Here is a 16678-nt window from a genome sequence, read left to right as displayed (position 1 = left end):
GACCGTCCTCCCGTCGGGGTGTACCTCCCTCCCCACGGTGCCCCAGCGGGGGACGGTCCGCGAGCCGGGCCCAGGCCCCGGGCTCAGGCCCCGGGCTCAGGCTGGCCGCAGCCAGAGTGTGGCCAGCGGCGGCAGGGTCAGCGCGATGCTGGACGGCCGCCCCTGCGCCGTGACCGGTTCGCTCCTCACCGTCTCGGGCACCTCCACCCCGGAGCCGCCGTAGCGGGCGGCGTCGGTGTTGAGCGCCTCCCGCCAGGCCGGGACGCCGTCCGGCACGCCGAGGCGGTAGGCGTGCCGCACGACGGGGGAGAAGTTGCTGACGGCCAGCAGGGGCGTGCCGTCGGCGGCGAATCGCAGGAAGGCGAAGACGTTGTCGTCGGCGGCGTCGGCCTCGACCCAGGCGAACCCGGCCGGTTCGGTGTCCCGTTCCCACAGGGCGGGGGTGGCGGTGTAGGCGGTGTTGAGGTCCCGCACCAGGTCGCGGACGCCCGCGTGGTCGCCCCGGGCCGAGTAGCCCGGGTCCAGCAGCCACCAGTCGGGCCCCTGCTCCTCGGACCACTCCGCCCCCTGCGCGAACTCCTGCCCCATGTACAGCAGTTGCTTGCCGGGGTGGGCCCACATGTAGCCGAGGTAGGCGCGGTGGTTGGCCCGCTGCTGCCACCAGTCGCCGGGCATCTTGGCCACCAGGGCGCCCTTGCCGTGGACGACCTCGTCGTGCGAGATGGGCAGGACGTAGTTCTCGCTGTAGGCGTACACCATCGAGAAGGTCATCTCGTTGTGGTGGTACTTGCGGTGCACCGGCTCCTTGGAGACGTAGACCAGCGAGTCGTGCATCCACCCCATGTTCCACTTCAGCCCGAAGCCCAGCCCGCCGACGCCGTGGGGCCCGGTCTCGTGGGTGGGGCGGGTGACGCCGTCCCAGGCGGTGGACTCCTCGGCGACGGTGACCACGCCGGGGCAGCGCCGGTAGACCGTCGCGTTCATCTCCTGAAGGAACCGGACCGCGTCCAGGTTCTCCCGGCCGCCGTACTCGTTGGGCGACCACTGGCCGTACTCGCGCGAGTAGTCCAGGTAGAGCATGGAGGCGACGGCGTCGACGCGCAGTCCGTCGATGTGGAACTCCTCGCACCAGTACACGGCGTTGGCGACGAGGAAGTTGCGCACCTCCGTGCGGCCGTAGTTGAACTCCAGCGTCCCCCAGTCCGGGTGCTCGGCGCGCTGCGGGTCGGGGTGCTCGTACAGTGCGGTGCCGTCGAAGTGGGCCAGCGCCCAGTCGTCCTTGGGGAAGTGGGCCGGGACCCAGTCCATCAGGACGCCGATGCCCGCCCGGTGCAGCGCGTCCACGAGGTACCGGAAGTCGTCGGGCGAGCCCAGCCGCGCCGTGGGCGCGTAGTAGCCGGTGACCTGGTAGCCCCACGATCCGCCGAACGGGTGCTCGCACACCGGCATCAGCTCGACGTGGGTGAAACCGAGGTCCTTGACGTAGGCGGGCAGCTCCTCGGCCAGCTCGCGGTAGCCGAGGCCCGGCCGCCAGGAGGGCAGGTGCACCTCGTAGACGGAGAACGGCGCCTCGTGCACCGGACGCTCCGTCCGCCGTGCCAGCCACTCCGCGTCGCCCCACGCGTAGTCGGACGACGTCACGACGGACGCGGTGTTCGGCGGGCACTCGGTGCGGCGCGCCATCGGGTCGGCGCGCAGCCCGTGGGTGCCGTCGGCGCGCAGGATGTCGAACTTGTAGCGCGTGCCCTCGCCGAGGCCCGGCACGAAGAGCTCCCACACGCCGCTGGCGCCCAGCGACCGCATCGGCTGGCTCGTGCCGTCCCAGTAGGTGAGGTCCGTGGCCAGCCGCACGCCGCGCGCGCTCGGCGCCCACACGGTGAAGCGGGTGCCGGTGACCCCGTCCACGGTGAGGGGGTGGGCCCCGAGCGCCTGCCACAACTGCTCGTGCCGTCCCTCCTGGATGAGGTGCAGGTCCAGCTCGCCCAGGGTGGGCAGGAAGCGGTAGGGGTCCTCGGTCTCCACGACGGCGCCGCCGTCGTAGGCCACGCGCAGCCGGTAGGCGGGCAGGCCGTCCTCGGGCAGCGCCTCGCGCGGGAGGAGGCCGCAGAAGAGGCCGTCCGCCTCGTGCGGCAGCTCGGCGGCGCCGGAGGCCGTCAGCACGGTCACGCTCCGGGCGAAGGGCCGCAGGGCGCGCACGACGACGCCGCCGGTCACCGGGTGGGCGCCGAGCACCGCGTGCGGGTCGTGGTGGGCACCGTCGACGAGCCGCCGCCGTTCCTCCTCCGCGAGAGCGGGGGCCGGCCGGACGGTGAGGGCCTGGGCGGGTGCCTCCCCGGCGACCGGGTGGCGGGGCCGGGGCGTGGACTGCTGACCCGACGGCGCGGCCGGGGGAGCGGCGCGGAAGGTGTCGGGAACCTCGGGGCGGGGGGTCACGAGAGCGTCCTCCTGGGGGCGTGCGGGGTCTGCGCGAGACGACGGATCGCGGCGAGCGGGATGGGCAGCCAGTCGGGGCGGTGGTGGGCTTCGTACAGCACCTCGTAGACGGCCTTGTCCGTCTCGTAGGCGCGGAGCAGGACGGTGTGCTCACGGGGGTCGGAGCCGCTGCCCTCGGCGTAACCGGCGCAGAACGCGTCCCGGTTGACCTCGGCCCAGCGGCGGGCGGCCGGGGTGGCGCCGCGCTGGCAGGCGGCGTAGTCGAACGAGCGCAGCATCCCGGCGACGTCCTGGAGCACCGGCTGGGGGCGGCGCCGCTCGGCGAGCTCCTTGGCGGGCTCGCCCTCGAAGTCGATCAGCGACCACCGTCCGCCCGCACCGCCGTCGGGGGTGCGGAGCACCTGGCCGAGGTGCAGGTCGCCGTGGATGCGCTGGACGGGGCAGGCCGCGCCGGTGCGGGACAGGTCGTCCACGGCGTCGAACGCGTCCCGCAGCCCGGCCCGGTAGGGGCGCAGCTGCGGCACGGCGTCGCAGGCCTCCTTCAGCCGGGTCGCCATGTCCCCGGCCAGCGAGGCGAGCGGCGAGCCGCGCAGCTCGGTCGTGGGCAGGGCGGTGGCGAGGGCGATGTGCACCTCGGCCGTGGCCCGGCCCAGGGAGCGGGCCGCGCCGGTGAAGTCCGCCCCGCGGTGGAGGGCGTGCAGCGCCAGCCGCCAGCCGTCGCTGGAACCGGACAGGTACGGCTGGAGGACGCCGAGGGTGACGGGGTCCTCGGCCTCCGCCTCGAACCAGGCGACGGGGGCGGGGACGCGGGTGCAGCCGGTGCGGGCCAGCGCCAGGGGCAGTTCCAGGTCGGGGTTGAGCCCGGGGCTGACGCGGCGGAACAGCTTGAGGATGAACGTGTCGCCGTACACCAGCGAGGAGTTCGACTGCTCCGTCCGCAACGGCCGGGCCGGCAGCCCGGCGGGGATGGCGGCGCCCTTCTCCCGCACGAAGCGCAGCGCCCCGAGCGTTCCCTCGGTGCGCAGCCGCTCCAGCAGGACGCCGGTGAGCCGGTCGTCGGGGAAGGCGTCGTAGACCGCGAGCCCCGCCAGCGGGCCGCACGCGGGCCGCCCGATGAGGGCGGGCGTCAGCGAGGGCGGCAGGCCGGGACGGACCCCGAGCAGCAACTGGTAGCAGTCGGCGCTGCCGCCCTGGTGCGCGGAGACGAGCAGGTGCAGCAGCCCGGGCGCGCCGGCCGTACGGCCACCCCCGGCGCAGGGCAGCAGCTCGGTCGCCGCCGCGAGGGACAGTCCGTCCAGGGGTCGTCCCTTCCCGGCGAACCAGCGCTGCCGGGGCAGCCACCGGGTCAGTATGGGACTGAGGGAGCGCAGGAGATCAGAGCCCGCCCCGCCGCCCCCGAACAGAGCGGTGCGGGGCGAGGAGCCGTCCGGCGTGGCGGTCATGACGTCCTTCCCCCGGGCACACGAAACGTACGCGAAGTGTCCCGGTTTGCGGCAGGGTGTGTCCGGCTGTGCGGGACGTGTTGAGGGGAGATCGACCGTGCGGCGGAGCGGAGTGCCGGGCCGCACAGGTCCTTCTCCATGTGCCCGGGGCGGCCCGGGGGAAACCCGCCGGGCCGCCCTGGGGGTGCACCTGTCGCGCCGTCAGCGCAGGGGGGAGGTGGGACGGACCGGGGGGCCGGGGTACTCCGGCCCGACCGGCGCGGCCGGGGGCACCGACTCGGCGGAGCGGGTCAGCTCCGGAGCCGTCTCGGGGGTGGGCCGACGGCGCAGCCGGAACCAGTAGAACCCGTGCCCCGCCAGCGTCAGCAGGTACGGCAGGTCACCGATCGCCGGGAAGCGGACCCCGCCGATCAGCTCCACCGGGTGCATGCCCCGCCACGTCCGCAGGTCCAGCTCGGTGGGCTGCGGGAAGCGGGAGAAGTTGTTGACGCACATCACCAGGTCCTCCTCGCCGCTGGGCAGCCGCACCTCCCTGAGGAACGCGAGGACGGCCGGGTTGGTGGAGGGCAGTTCGGTGTAGTCGCCGAGCCCGAACGCCGGGTTCTGCTTGCGGATCTCCACCATGCGGCGGGTCCAGTGCAGCAGCGAGGACGGCGAACTCATCGACGCCTCGACGTTGGTGACCTGGTACCCGTAGACCGGGTCCATGATCGCCGGGAGGAACAGCCGACCCGGATCGCAGGAGGAGAAGCCGGAGTTGCGGTCCGGCGTCCACTGCATCGGCGTGCGCACGGCGTCCCGGTCGCCGAGCCAGATGTTGTCGCCCATGCCGATCTCGTCGCCGTAGTAGAGGATCGGCGAGCCCGGCAGGGACAGCAGCAGGGCGGTGAACAGCTCGATCTGGTTGCGGTCGTTGTCGAGCAGGGGGGCCAGGCGTCGCCGGATGCCGATGTTGGCCCGCATACGCGGGTCCTTGGCGTACTCGGCGTACATGTAGTCCCGCTCCTCGTCCGTCACCATTTCGAGGGTCAGCTCGTCGTGGTTGCGGAGGAAGATGCCCCACTGGCACCCGGAGGGGATGGCCGGGGTCTTGGCCAGGACCTCCGAGACGGGGTAGCGGGACTCCCGCCGCACCGCCATGAAGATGCGCGGCATGACGGGGAAGTGGAACGCCATGTGGCACTCGTCGCCGCCCTTGGCGTAGTCGCCGAAGTAGTCGACGACGTCCTCCGGCCACTGGTTGGCCTCGGCGAGCAGCACGGTGTCCGGGTAGTGGGCGTCGATCTCGGCCCGCACGCGCTTGAGGAAGTCGTGCGAGGCGGGCAGGTTCTCGCAGTTGGTGCCCTCCTCGGCGTACAGGTACGGCACGGCGTCCAGCCGGAAGCCGTCGATGCCGAGGTCGAGCCAGAACCGCAGGGCGGAGATCATCTCCTCCTGCACCGTCGGGTTCTCGTAGTTGAGGTCCGGCTGGTGGGAGAAGAACCGGTGGAAGTAGTACTGCTTCCGTACCGGGTCGAAAGTCCAGTTGGACTGCTCGGTGTCGACGAAGATGATGCGCGCGTCGGCGTACCGCTTGTCGTCGTCCGCCCAGACGTAGTAGTCGCCGTAGGGCCCGTCCGGGTCCGTGCGGGACTGCTGGAACCACTCGTGCTGGTCGCTGGTGTGGTTCATCACCATGTCGATGATGACGCGGATGCCGCGCTGGTGGGCGGCGTCGACGAACTCCACGAAGTCGGCGAGGTCGCCGAACTCCGGGAGGACGGAGGTGTAGTCCGAGACGTCGTAGCCGCCGTCGCGCAGGGGCGACTTGAAGAACGGCGGCAGCCACAGGCAGTCGACCCCCAGCCATTGCAGGTAGTCGAGCTTGGCGGTGAGACCCTTCAGGTCCCCGATGCCGTCACCGTTGCTGTCCTGGAACGAGCGGACCAGGACTTCGTAGAAGACGGCTCGTTTGAACCACTCGGGATCGCGGTCCTTCGCGGGTGTGTCCTCGAAGGTGTCGGGGACGGGCTCATTGACGCTCATCGTTGGGTGACCCTCCGGTCGGTGAGGACGGTCGCAGGGTCAGGACGTGCGCGGGTGCCGGTGAACCGGGTCGTCCAGGCTCCAGCCGCACGTAGTTGTCCCTGCCCCAGTGGTAGGTCTCGCCGGTGAGCTCGTCGCGCACCGGGAAGAGCTCGGCGCCGCGTTCCTGAGCGGCGGTCAGCCCGAGCTTCCCCATATCCAACGACACGGTCGCTTCGTGGGTGTGGTACGGATCGAGGTTCACCACGACCAGCACTGAGTCGGCGTAGGGCTCGATGCTGCGCTTGGAGTAGGCGATGATCTGGTCGTTGTTCGTCCGGTGGAAGTGCAGCGAGCGGAGCTGCTGCAGCGCCGGGTGCCGGCGGCGCAGCCGGTTCAGTGTCGTGATCAGCGGCGTGATCGAGCGTCCTTCCCGTTCGGCGGCCGCCCAGTCGCGGGGGCGCAGCTCGTACTTCTCCGAGTTCAGGTACTCCTCGCTGCCCTCCTTCACCGCCGTGCTCTCGCACAGCTCGTAGCCCGCGTAGACCCCCCAGGTGGGGGAGAGGGTGGCCGCGAGCACCGCCCGCACCTCGAAGGCCGCGCGCCCGCCGTGCTGGAGGTACGCGTGCAGGATGTCGGGCGTGTTGACGAAGAGGTTGGGCCGCATGTAGGCGGCCGTCTCCTGCGACAGCTCCGTCAGGTACTCCGTCAGCTCGCGTTTGTCGTTGCGCCAGGTGAAGTAGGTGTACGACTGCTGGAAGCCGATCTGGGCGAGCGCCCGCATCATGGCGGGACGGGTGAACGCCTCGGCGAGGAAGATGACGTCCGGGTCGGTGCGGTTGATCTCGGTGATCACCTTCTCCCAGAAGCGCACGGGCTTGGTGTGCGGGTTGTCGACGCGGAAGATGCGCACGCCCTGTTCCATCCAGAAGCGCAGCACCCGCTGCGTCTCGTTCACCAGGCCCCGGTAGGCCTTGAGGCCGTTGTCGAAGTGGATCGGGTAGATGTCCTGGTACTTCTTCGGCGGGTTCTCGGCGTGGGCGATGGTGCCGTCGGCCCGTTTGCGGAACCACTCGGGATGTTCGGTGACCCACGGGTGGTCCGGGGAGGCCTGGAGCGCGAAGTCCAGGGCGACCTCCATGCGCAGGTCCCGCGCCGTCTCCACGAAGTGGGCGAAGTCGGCGAAGGTGCCGAGGTCGGGGTGGATGGCGTCGTGCCCGCCCTCGGCGGAGCCGATGGCCCACGGCGAGCCCACGTCGCGCGGGCCGGGCTCCAGGGTGTTGTTGCGTCCCTTGCGGTAGGAGGACCCGATGGGATGGATGGGCGGCAGGTACACGACGTCGAAGCCCATCGCGGCCACGGCCGGGAGCCGTTCCGCGGCGGTGCGCAGCGTCCCGGAGCGCTGCGGCTCGCCGTCGGGACCGACGACGGCGCCCTCGGAGCGGGGGAAGAGCTCGTACCAGGAGCCGACGAGCGCCCGGCGCCGCTCCACCTGCACCGGCATCGACCGCGAGGCGGTGACCAGCTCCCGCAGCGGGTGCCGTCGCAGCACCTCGGCCAGCTCCTCGTGCTGGGCGGCGGCGAGCCGTCGCGCGTCGCTGAGCGCGGTGTTGCGCAGGGCGTCCACGACGTCCAGCACGACGGCCCGGCCCTCGCTCTTGGGCACCTCGGCCGCCGCCTTCTCCAGCAGCTGGGCCCCTTCGGCGAAGGTCAGCTCGACGTCGACCCGCGCGGGCACCTTGACGCCGGCGTGGTGCAGCCACGTACCGACGGGGTCGCTCCACGCCTCCACCACGAACGTCCAGCGGCCCTCGGCGTCCGGCGTCACCTCCGCACCCCAGCGGTCGGTGCCGGGGGCCAGCTCGCGCATCGGCGTGTACGGGCCGCCCCGCCCGGTCGGGTCGCGCAGGACGACGTTGGCGGCCACCGCGTCGTGCCCCTCCCGGAAGACGGTGGCGGACACCTGGAAAGTCTCGCCGACCACCGCCTTCGCGGGCCGGCGCCCGCACTCGACAAGCGGTTGGACGTCCAGGACGGGAATGCGACCGATCATGGGGCTCTCACCTGTGGTCGATATCGGGAGCAAAGAGGGCGTTCGTACTTTGTATCCGCTTTGCGGGTCCAGGAGGCCGTGCGGGCATGACCGCTCCTGTCCGCGTTCACTCGGCCGGGGGTCTCGTCGCGCAGGTGGATTACCTGCCCACCCGTTCCCCTCGCTTACCCCGAAAAGGTGAACTACTCGTAGGTATGCGCCAACTGAGCGTGATCAGCGGCGTCCTCCGGTCGGGGGAACGCCCCCGCCCGCCGCCCGGACGGCCCCCGCGTCCTTTCGGGTGGCCGGTGTGGCCGGGCGTTTCGCGGCCGGGCGGCGGGCTCGGCACCCCCCGCGGCCACCACAGCCACCCCGGCCGCCACGGACGGCGCACCGGGGCGTCTTCGGGTGTGCGACCGGCGCACACGGGGCGCAGACAGGGCGTGAGACGGGTGGACTCGGCGCGCAAACGCCCGCGCGCCCGCGCGATCCCCCGTGCCGCCCGGCTACGGTCGAACCGTGAAGGCCATTCGTCGTTTCTCCGTACGTCCCGTCCTTCCCGAGTCCCTACGACCCCTCGGCGACCTGGCGCGCAACCTGCGCTGGTCCTGGCACCCCGAGACCCGCGAGCTGTTCCGGTACGCCGATCCGGAGGGCTGGCGGGCGGCCGGCGGCGACCCGCTGCGGCTCCTCGGGTCCGTGTCGGCCGGCCGGCTCGCGGAACTCGCCCAGGACCGCCGCTTCCTGCGGCGGCTCAAACTGGGCGCAGGCGATCTGAACGACTACCTGACCGAGCCGCGCTGGTACCAGAGCGCCGACGACGAGCTGCCCGCCGCCATTGCCTACTTCTCGCCCGAGTTCGGCATCACCGCCGCGCTGCCCCAGTACTCCGGCGGCCTCGGCATCCTCGCCGGGGACCACCTGAAGGCGGCCAGCGACCTCGGCGCCCCCCTCGTCGGCGTCGGACTGCTCTACCGGCACGGCTACTTCCGGCAGTCCCTCTCCCGCGACGGCTGGCAGCAGGAGAGCTACCCGGTGCTCGACCCCGACGAGCTGCCCCTGGAGCTGCTGCGCGAACCGGACGGCGCGCCCGTCGACGTCGTCCTCACCCTCCCCGGCGGCCGGGCGCTGCACGCCCACGTCTGGCTGGCCCGCGTCGGCCGCGTCCCGCTGCTGCTGCTCGACTCCGACGTCGAGGACAACGCGCCCGGCGAACGCGACGTCACCGACCGCCTCTACGGGGGCGGCCGGGAGCAGCGGCTGCTCCAGGAGATGCTCCTCGGCATCGGCGGCGTCCGCGCGGTGCGGGCCTACTGCCGCCTGACCGGGCACCCGGAGCCGGAGGTCTTCCACACCAACGAGGGCCACGCCGGGTTCCTCGGCCTCGAACGCATCCGCGAGCTGAGCGACGCGGGCCTGCCGTTCGACGCCGCGCTGGAGGCCGTCCGCGCCGGGACCGTCTTCACCACCCACACCCCCGTCCCGGCGGGCATCGACCGCTTCGACCGCGACCTCGTCGCGCGCTACTTCGGCGACGACGGCGAACTCCCCGGCGTCGAACCGGCCGACGTCCTGGCCCTCGGCACCGAGACCGCCCCCGGCGGCGACCCCGAGCTGTTCAACATGGCCCTGATGGGGCTGCGGCTCGCCCAGCGGGCCAACGGCGTCTCCACCCTGCACGGGGACGTCAGCCGGCAGATGTTCGCCGGGCTGTGGCCCGGGTTCGACGCCGCCGAGGTGCCCATCACCTCCATCACCAACGGCGTCCACGCCCCCACCTGGGTCGCCCCCGAGGTCACCGACCGGGCGCCGAGGCTCTCCGACGGCGAGCTGTGGGACCTGCGCCGCACGCTGCGCGAACAGCTCGTCGAGGAGGTGCGCCGGCGGCTCCACGACGCGTGGCGCGAACGCGGCGCCGCCCGAGCCGAGCTGGGCTGGATCGACCACGTCCTCGATCCCGACGTCCTCACCCTGGGCTTCGCCCGGCGCGTCCCCTCCTACAAGCGCCTCACCCTCATGCTGCGCGACCGCGACCGGCTGCGGAACCTGCTCCTCGACCCTGACCGGCCCGTCCAGCTCGTCGTCGCCGGCAAGGCGCACCCGGCCGACGACGGCGGCAAGCGGCTCATCCAGGAACTCGTGCGCTTCGCCGACGACGTCCGGGTGCGCCACCGGATCGTCTTCCTGCCCGACTACGGCATGGCCATGGCGCAGAAGCTCTACCCGGGCTGCGACGTCTGGCTCAACAACCCGCTGCGTCCGCTGGAGGCGTGCGGCACCAGCGGCATGAAGTCCGCGCTCAACGGCGGCCTCAACCTCTCCGTGCTCGACGGCTGGTGGGACGAGTGGTACGAGCCGGACTTCGGCTGGACCATCCCCACCGCCGACGGCCCCGGAGCCGACCCCGACCGCCGGGACGCCATCGAGGCCGCCGCGCTCTACTCCGTTCTGGAGGAGCAGGTCACCCCCTGCTTCTACGACCACCCCGACCGCTGGCTGGAGATGATCCGCCGGACGCTCACCCGGCTCGGCCCGAAGGTGCTGGCCGAGCGGATGGTCCGCGACTACACGCAGCGGCTCTACGCGCCCGCCGCCCACGCGCACCGCGCGCTGGACCCGGCGGCCGAGCCCAGCGCCTCGGCGGGGCTCGCGGCGTGGAAGGACCGCGTGCGCACCGAGTGGCCGCAGGTGCGCGTCGACCACGTCGAGGCCGCCGGGCCCGCGTCCGACTCCCTCGAACTGGGCGGCTGCCTCACCCTCCGCGTCCGCGTCACCCTCGGCGGGCTGGAGCCGGGGGAGGTGGAGGTGCAGGCCGTGACCGGCCGGGTGGACCACAACGACACCATCACCGACCCCGAGACCGTCGTCCTCAAGCCGGCCGGACGCCCCGACCTCGGCGGCAGCCGGCTCTACGAGGGGGAGCTGGCCCTCGACCGGACGGGACCGTTCGGCTACACCGTCCGCGTCCTGCCCACGCACCCGCTCCTCGCCGGGCCCACGGAGCTCGGCCTGGCGGCGCTCCCGCCCGCCTCCGCCGCCTCCGCCGAGTCCGGCGTCCTGATGCGCTGACGCCAAGCCGTCCACCGGCCGAGGACGGCCGGTGGACGGCTCCGGCGGGCCGCGCCGCACACTGGTGCGCATGGCCGAACTCCGCACGACGTCCGCCGACGGAACGCCGCTCACCGCGCTCGACGACGGCCGGGGGCCGACGCTGCTCCTCGTGCACGGCGGTGGCGAGAGCCCCGCCTCCTGGGACGCCGTCCTCCCCGCGCTGACCGGCCACTTCCGGGTGGTCCGGATCGCCCGCCGCCTCTACGCCCCCGGCGCGAACGCTCCGGCGACGCACTCCATGGCGGTGGAGGCGGCGGACGTCCTCGCGATCGCCCGGCTGCTGACCGGGCCCCTCGTCCTCGTCGGGCACTCCTCGGGCGCGGTCGCCGCGCTGGAGACCGCGTTGCGGTCACCGGGCGTCGCGGCGGGTCTGGTCCTCTACGAACCGCCGCTGCCCACCCGGGCGCTCGTGGGAGGGGAGGCGGCCCGCCGCGCCCGTGCGGCCCTGGCCGCCGGGGAACCCGAACAGGCCCTGCGCATCCACCTGCGGGACATCGCCCAGGAGCCGGCGGAGCGGGTCGAGCGGCTGCTCGCGGCGGTGCGCAGGCCGATGTCGCCGAGGCCGGGACTCGCGGCCGGGCTCGCCGACATCGCGGCGCTCGACGCCCTGGGGACGGGCGTCGAGCGCTTCCGGCGACTCGACGTGCCGACCACGCTGGTGGAGGGTGACCGCAGCCCGGCCCGGCTGCGCGACCGCCTGGCCGACCTGGCGGCCGCCCTGCCGGACGCCCGCGTCGTCACCCTGGCCGGGCACGGGCACACCGCCCACCGGACGGCGCCCCGGGCCCTGGCCGCCGCGATCCGGGAGGCGGCCGGGCGGGCCCTCTGCTGACGGCCCGGAGGTGGGGCGTCCCTCAGGTCAGACTGTCCCGCCACGCCTCGTGCAGCTGCGCGAACCGGCCGCCGCCCGAGAGGAGCTGAGTCGGCGTGCCGTCCTCGACGATCCGGCCGTCCGCCATCACCAGCACCCGGTCCGCGACCTCCACCGTGGAGAGCCGGTGCGCGATGACGACGGCCGTCCGGTCGCCGAGCACCGTGTGCATCGCCCGCTGCACCGCCTGTTCCCCGGGCACGTCCAGCGACGACGTCGCCTCGTCGAGGATCAGCACCGCCGGGTCCGCCAGCAGGGCGCGTGCGAACGACACCAGCTGCCGCTGGCCCGCCGAGATCCGACCGCCGCGCTTGCGCACGTCCGTGTCGTACCCCTCCGGCAGCTCCGCGATGAACTCGTGCGCGCCGATGGCCCTGGCCGCCTGCTCGATCTCCGCGCGCGTCGCGTCCGGCCGTCCCAGCGCGATGTTCTCCGCGACCGTGCCGGAGAACAGGAACGCCTCCTGCGTCACCATCACCACGCCCCGGCGCAGTTCGCGCACCGACAGGTCCCGCAGGTCCGTGCCGTCCAGCAGCACCCGCCCGGCCGTCGGGTCGTAGAAGCGGGCCAGCAGCTTGGCCAGCGTCGACTTGCCCGCTCCCGTCGCGCCCACCACGGCCACCGTCTGACCGGCCGGGATCGTCAGGTCGAAGACGGGCAGGATCTCGCCGCCCGTCCGGTAGCCGAAGCTGACCCCCTCGAACACCACCGCCCGGCCCGGGCCCGCGCCCCGCGCCTCGGGCAGCCCGCGCGGACGCACGGGCTCGGGCACGCCCGGCGTCTGGGCCAGCAGACCGGCGATCTTCTCCAGCGAGGCCGCCGCCGCCTGGTAGGAGTTCAGGAACATGCCCAGCCGGTCGATCGGGTCGTACAGCCGGCGGACGTACAGGGCCGCCGCCGCGAGCGCACCGAGGGCCAGCGTCCCGTCCGCGACCCGGTACGCGCCCCACACCACGATCGCTGCGATGGCGACGTTCGCCGTCAGCCGGGAGCAGACGACGTAGCGCGCCATCTCCAGGATCGCGTCGCCGTTGGTCCGCAGGTGGTCCTCGTTGAGCCGCCGGAACACCGCGTCGTTCGCCCGCTCCCGCCGGAAGGACTTCACCGGGCGGATGCCGTTCAGCGTCTCCGCGAACTTCACGATGACGCCCGCGATCGCCGTCGACCGCTTGCGGTACACCCGCACCGAACGCAGCTGGAAGTTGCGCACCAGCAGATACAGCGGCACGAACGACGCGAAGGCCGCCGCCCCCAGACCGAGGTCCAGGTAGAGCAGCAGCACGCCGATGTAGGCCACCGAGACGAAGACGCCCAGCAGCTCCCGCAGCCCCTCGTTCAGCAGCTCCCGCAACGCCTCGACGTCCGTCGTGGCCCGCGAGATGAGCCGCCCGGAGGTGTAGCGGTCGTGGAAGTCCACGCTCAGCACCTGCGCGTGCCGGTAGATGCGTTCGCGCAGCTCCAGCAGCACCGACTGGTTGATCCGCGCCGACGCCCCGATGAACGCGTACTGGAGGCCGCCCGCCGCCAGCGCGCACACCGCGTACCCGACGGCCACCGCGACCAGCGGGCCGTTGCTGCCCTCGCGCAGCGCGGGCACGGCGTCGTCGATCGCGAACGCCACGAGCAGCGGCCCGCCCTGGACGGCCGCCTGCTGGGTCAGCAGCAGGAGCGCGGCGACGACCACCCGCGCCCGGTGCGGCCCGAGCAGCGAACGCAGCAGCGTGCGCGCGGCGTTCTCGGGGGCCGGAAGCACGTCCCGGTCGAACGGGTCGGGCTCGGGCGCCTTCGCCTCCGGGGGCCCCTCGGGTCCGCTCGGGGGCGTGCTCGTCGAAACCGTCGTCACAGCGCTCCTTCCCGGGCCACGTCGTCCCGGGCCTCGTCACCGGCCATCAGACGGCGGTACTCCGCACTGGCCGCCAGCAGTTCCTCGTGCGTCCCCACCGCCGCGATCCGTCCCCGCGAGAGCAGGGCCACCCGGTCGGCGAGCAGCACCGTCGACGGCCGGTGGGCCACCACCAGCGCCGTCGTCGTCGCCAGCACCTTCCGCAGCGCCGCCTCCACCTTCGCCTCGGTGTGCACGTCCAGCGCCGACAGCGGATCGTCCAGCACCAGGAAGCGCGGCCGTCCCACCACGGCCCGGGCCAGCGCGAGACGCTGCCGCTGGCCGCCCGACAGGCTCAGCCCCTGCTCGCCCACCTCGGTGTCCGCCCCGGCGGGCAGCGCGGCCACGAACCCGTCGGCCTGCGCCACCCGCAGCGCCCGCCACAGCTCCTCGTCGGCCGCCCCGGGTGCACCCATCAGGACGTTCTCCCGCACCGAGGCGGAGAACAGCGTCGGCTCCTCGAAGGCGACCGCCACCCGCTCGCGCACCTCGGCGCGCGGCAGGGCGGCGACGTCGACGCCGTCGAGGGTGATCCGGCCGTCCGTCACCTCGTGCAGCCGGGGGACCAGGGCCGTCAGCGTCGTCTTCCCGCAGCCCGTCGCCCCCACCAGGGCCACGGTCTCCCCGGTGCGCACGTGCAGCTCCACCCCGTCCAGCACCGGCGGCGCGGCGGGATCGGCGTCCGGGTAGCGGAACCGCACGCCCTCGAAGCGCAGCCCGTCCCCGGAGCGCCCACCGGCGGGGGCGGGATGGGCGCCACTCGCCTCCGGCGGCACCGGCTCGTCCATGACCTCGAAGTACCGGTCGGCGGCGCCCGCCGCCTCGTTGCTCATCGCCAGCAGGAACCCGATCGACTCCACCGGCCAGCGCAGCGCGAGCGCCGTCGAGAGGAAGGCCACGAGCGTGCCCGCCGACAGCGCGCCGTCCGCCACCTGCACCGTGCCCAGCACCAGCGCCGTCCCCAGCGCCAGCTCGGGGACGGCGAGGATCAGCCCCCACACCACGCCGAGCAGCCGCGCCTTGTGCAACTCCGTGCCCATCAGCCGCTCCGACAGGGCGCGGAAGGCGCGGGCCTGGCTGCGGTGCCGGCCGAAACCCTTGATGATCCGGATGCCGAGCACCGACTCCTCGACCCCGGTCGTCAGATCCCCCACCTGGTCCTGCGCCGTGCGGGCGGCGCCCGCGTAGCGGCGGCTGAAGACCGTGCACAGCACGATCAGCGGCGGCACCGGAGCCAGCACGATCAGCCCCAGCACCCAGTCCTGCGCCAGCAGGATCACGCAGCCGACCAGGATCGTGACGCCGTTGACGAGGAGGAACGTCAGCGGGAACACGAGGAACAGCCGCAGCAGGTTCAGGTCCGCCGTGGCCCGCGACAGCAACTGGCCGCTGGACCAGCGGTCGTGGAAGGCGACCGGCAGGCGCTGCAGACGCTGGTACAGGTCGGCGCGCATCGCCGCCTCGACCCCGGCGAGCGGCCGGGCCACGAGCCAGCGCCGCAGGCCGAACAGGGCCGCCTCGGCCACGCCGACGGCCAGCAGCAACGCGCCGCCCCACCACACCCCGGCGGTGTCCCGCGCGGCCACCGGCCCATCGATGATCCACTTGAGCACGAGCGGGACGATCAGACCGGTGCAGGACGCGACGACCGCCACGGCCGCCGCCGTCCCGAAGCGCGCCCGCACCGGCCGTACATAGGGCCACAGCCGCAGCAGCGACCGCACCGCCGACCGCTTACCCGGGCCGGACACCGAAAGGTTCTCCACGGCACTCATCAGCACCGATCGTACGGATGGGTGCTGACACGCGCATGCGTATTCCGCCCGGTCCCCACTCGGTCCCGAGCCCTAGGCCCCCCGCTCCGCCCGCCCCCGAACCCCGTCGCACCGGCCCCGGCGAGGCGGCATGATGTGGTGCGGTGGGGCCCCGTCCCGACGGCGGCTCGCCCCGTGCACCCGTCCCCCAAGGAGACGCTGAACACCGATGACTTCGACCACCATCCGGCTGCCTGCCACCGAGGTGCTCTTTCCGGACGGCACCCTGCGGGCGACGGCCCGCGTCCAGCTCGTCGACCGCGACCAGGACGGCAGGCTGCTGCTGGTCACGGACCGCACCCCGTTCCACCCCCTGGACCACACCTGGCCCGACCAGCCCGCCGACCGGGGGACCGTGTCCTTCGGCGGCACGTCCCACCCGGTGGTCGACGCCCTGACCGGCGCCGTCGGCCCCGGGGACGACGGACTGCTCCTGGCGGATGCCGTTCCCGTCCGCCGCGGGGACCCGGAGTGGTCGTTCGTGGCCGTCCACGTGCTCGGCCCGGTCAGCGACGCCGCCGCCCCCGTCGTCGGGCAGGACGTCGAGCTGGCCGTCGACGGGGAGTACCGCGCGGGCCTGAGCGCCGGTCACTCCGCCTGCCACCTCGTCGCGCTCGCCCTCAACGAGGAACTGGCGGACCTGTGGTCCAAGCAGCCCCGCCGGGTGGACTGCCTCGGCCACCCCGACTTCGACCAGAGCGCCATCACCACCTCCCGCATCGAGCCCCACGGCAGCGTGGACACGTACCGGCTCGGCAAGTCGCTGCGCAAGTCCGGCTTCTCCGCGACCGCCCTGGCCGAACGCCTGGACGCGGTCCAGCACGCCGTGAACACACGGGTGGCCGAGTGGATCGCGGCCGGTGGAGCGGCCCGCGTCGAACGCGAGGAGCGTCACCTGGACGCCCGCCGCTGGTGGACCTGTGCACTCCCGGGCGGCGCGGCGCGCATCCCGTGCGGGGGCACCCACGTCGCCTCGACGGCCGACCTCGGCTCCGTCACCGTCACGCTCGACCTGTCCCCCGCCGAGCTGACCGTCCACACCCACGTGACCCCCTGACCCCTCCACCGGTACCGTCAGGCGATGTCCGG

The 16678-nt window shown here is 73.4% G+C and carries 9 protein-coding genes; 3 read left to right on the top strand and 6 right to left on the bottom strand.

Annotated elements, in window-relative coordinates; genetic code table 11:
• Window positions 1–96: 96 nt before the first annotated feature.
• The 4 genes from glgB to V6D49_RS06250 all read right to left on the bottom strand — a co-directional run bounded on the left by glgB (window position 97) and on the right by V6D49_RS06250 (window position 7932).
• Window positions 97–2433 (bottom strand): 1,4-alpha-glucan branching enzyme, encoded by a 2337-nt coding sequence (gene glgB, locus V6D49_RS06265; protein ID WP_340557829.1) that lies wholly within the window; start codon window positions 2431–2433, stop codon window positions 97–99.
• The gene (locus V6D49_RS06260) at window positions 2430–3875 is read right to left on the bottom strand and encodes a maltokinase N-terminal cap-like domain-containing protein (protein WP_340557827.1); all 1446 of its coding nucleotides are present in this window, start codon (window positions 3873–3875) and stop codon (window positions 2430–2432) included. Before V6D49_RS06260 ends, glgB begins: the two co-directional genes overlap by 4 nt.
• A 201-nt stretch (window positions 3876–4076) precedes the next feature.
• On the bottom strand, window positions 4077–5900 hold the full coding sequence (gene treS, locus V6D49_RS06255; RefSeq protein ID WP_340557826.1) for a maltose alpha-D-glucosyltransferase: 1824 nt from the start codon (window positions 5898–5900) through the stop codon (window positions 4077–4079).
• A complete protein-coding gene (locus tag V6D49_RS06250) occupies window positions 5887–7932 on the bottom strand; it encodes an alpha-1,4-glucan--maltose-1-phosphate maltosyltransferase (RefSeq protein ID WP_340557824.1) in 2046 nt (681 codons plus the stop codon). Before V6D49_RS06250 ends, treS begins: the two co-directional genes overlap by 14 nt.
• A gap of 498 nt (window positions 7933–8430) precedes the next feature.
• On the opposite strand from V6D49_RS06250, the gene glgP reads away from it, so the two are divergent.
• Both glgP and V6D49_RS06240 read left to right on the top strand, forming a co-directional pair.
• The gene (gene glgP / locus V6D49_RS06245; protein ID WP_340557822.1) at window positions 8431–10980 is read left to right on the top strand and encodes an alpha-glucan family phosphorylase; all 2550 of its coding nucleotides are present in this window, start codon (window positions 8431–8433) and stop codon (window positions 10978–10980) included.
• 70 nt (window positions 10981–11050) lie between these two features.
• The gene (locus V6D49_RS06240) at window positions 11051–11854 is read left to right on the top strand and encodes an alpha/beta fold hydrolase (RefSeq protein WP_340557821.1); all 804 of its coding nucleotides are present in this window, start codon (window positions 11051–11053) and stop codon (window positions 11852–11854) included.
• A 22-nt stretch (window positions 11855–11876) separates the two neighbouring features.
• Here V6D49_RS06240 and V6D49_RS06235 read toward each other — a convergent pair whose 3' ends face one another.
• Window positions 11877–13736 carry an ABC transporter ATP-binding protein gene (locus tag V6D49_RS06235; RefSeq protein WP_340557819.1) on the bottom strand — a complete coding sequence of 620 codons (1860 nt, stop codon included), beginning with the start codon at window positions 13734–13736 and terminating at the stop codon, window positions 11877–11879.
• Window positions 13733–15550, bottom strand: a complete 1818-nt coding sequence (locus tag V6D49_RS06230) for an ABC transporter ATP-binding protein (RefSeq protein ID WP_340557818.1) — start codon at window positions 15548–15550, stop codon at window positions 13733–13735. The genes V6D49_RS06235 and V6D49_RS06230 overlap by 4 nt, the downstream gene beginning before the upstream one ends.
• A 208-nt stretch (window positions 15551–15758) precedes the next feature.
• On the opposite strand from V6D49_RS06230, the gene V6D49_RS06225 reads away from it, so the two are divergent.
• Window positions 15759–16646 carry a metal-dependent hydrolase gene (locus V6D49_RS06225; RefSeq protein ID WP_340557816.1) on the top strand — a complete coding sequence of 296 codons (888 nt, stop codon included), beginning with the start codon at window positions 15759–15761 and terminating at the stop codon, window positions 16644–16646.
• The last annotated feature ends 32 nt before the right edge of the window (window positions 16647–16678 follow it).

Origin of the sequence: Streptomyces sp. GSL17-111 (genome assembly GCF_037911585.1) — a bacterium.
GTDB lineage: Bacteria > Actinomycetota > Actinomycetes > Streptomycetales > Streptomycetaceae > Streptomyces.
Note: the sequence above shows the minus strand (reverse complement) of the source record. Positions and strands in the feature narration are given on the sequence as shown.

Excerpts from the sequence above, each read along its gene's own strand:
- V6D49_RS06240 (WP_340557821.1), top strand. The coding sequence starts at position 11,051 with ATGGCCGAACTCCGCACGACGTCCGCCGACGGAACGCCGCTCACCGCG.
- V6D49_RS06260 (WP_340557827.1), bottom strand. The coding sequence starts at position 3,875 with ATGACCGCCACGCCGGACGGCTCCTCGCCCCGCACCGCTCTGTTCGGG.
- V6D49_RS06250 (WP_340557824.1), bottom strand. The coding sequence starts at position 7,932 with ATGATCGGTCGCATTCCCGTCCTGGACGTCCAACCGCTTGTCGAGTGC.
- V6D49_RS06230 (WP_340557818.1), bottom strand. The coding sequence starts at position 15,550 with ATGAGTGCCGTGGAGAACCTTTCGGTGTCCGGCCCGGGTAAGCGGTCG.
- V6D49_RS06225 (WP_340557816.1), top strand. The coding sequence starts at position 15,759 with ATGACTTCGACCACCATCCGGCTGCCTGCCACCGAGGTGCTCTTTCCG.
- treS (WP_340557826.1), bottom strand. The coding sequence starts at position 5,900 with ATGAGCGTCAATGAGCCCGTCCCCGACACCTTCGAGGACACACCCGCG.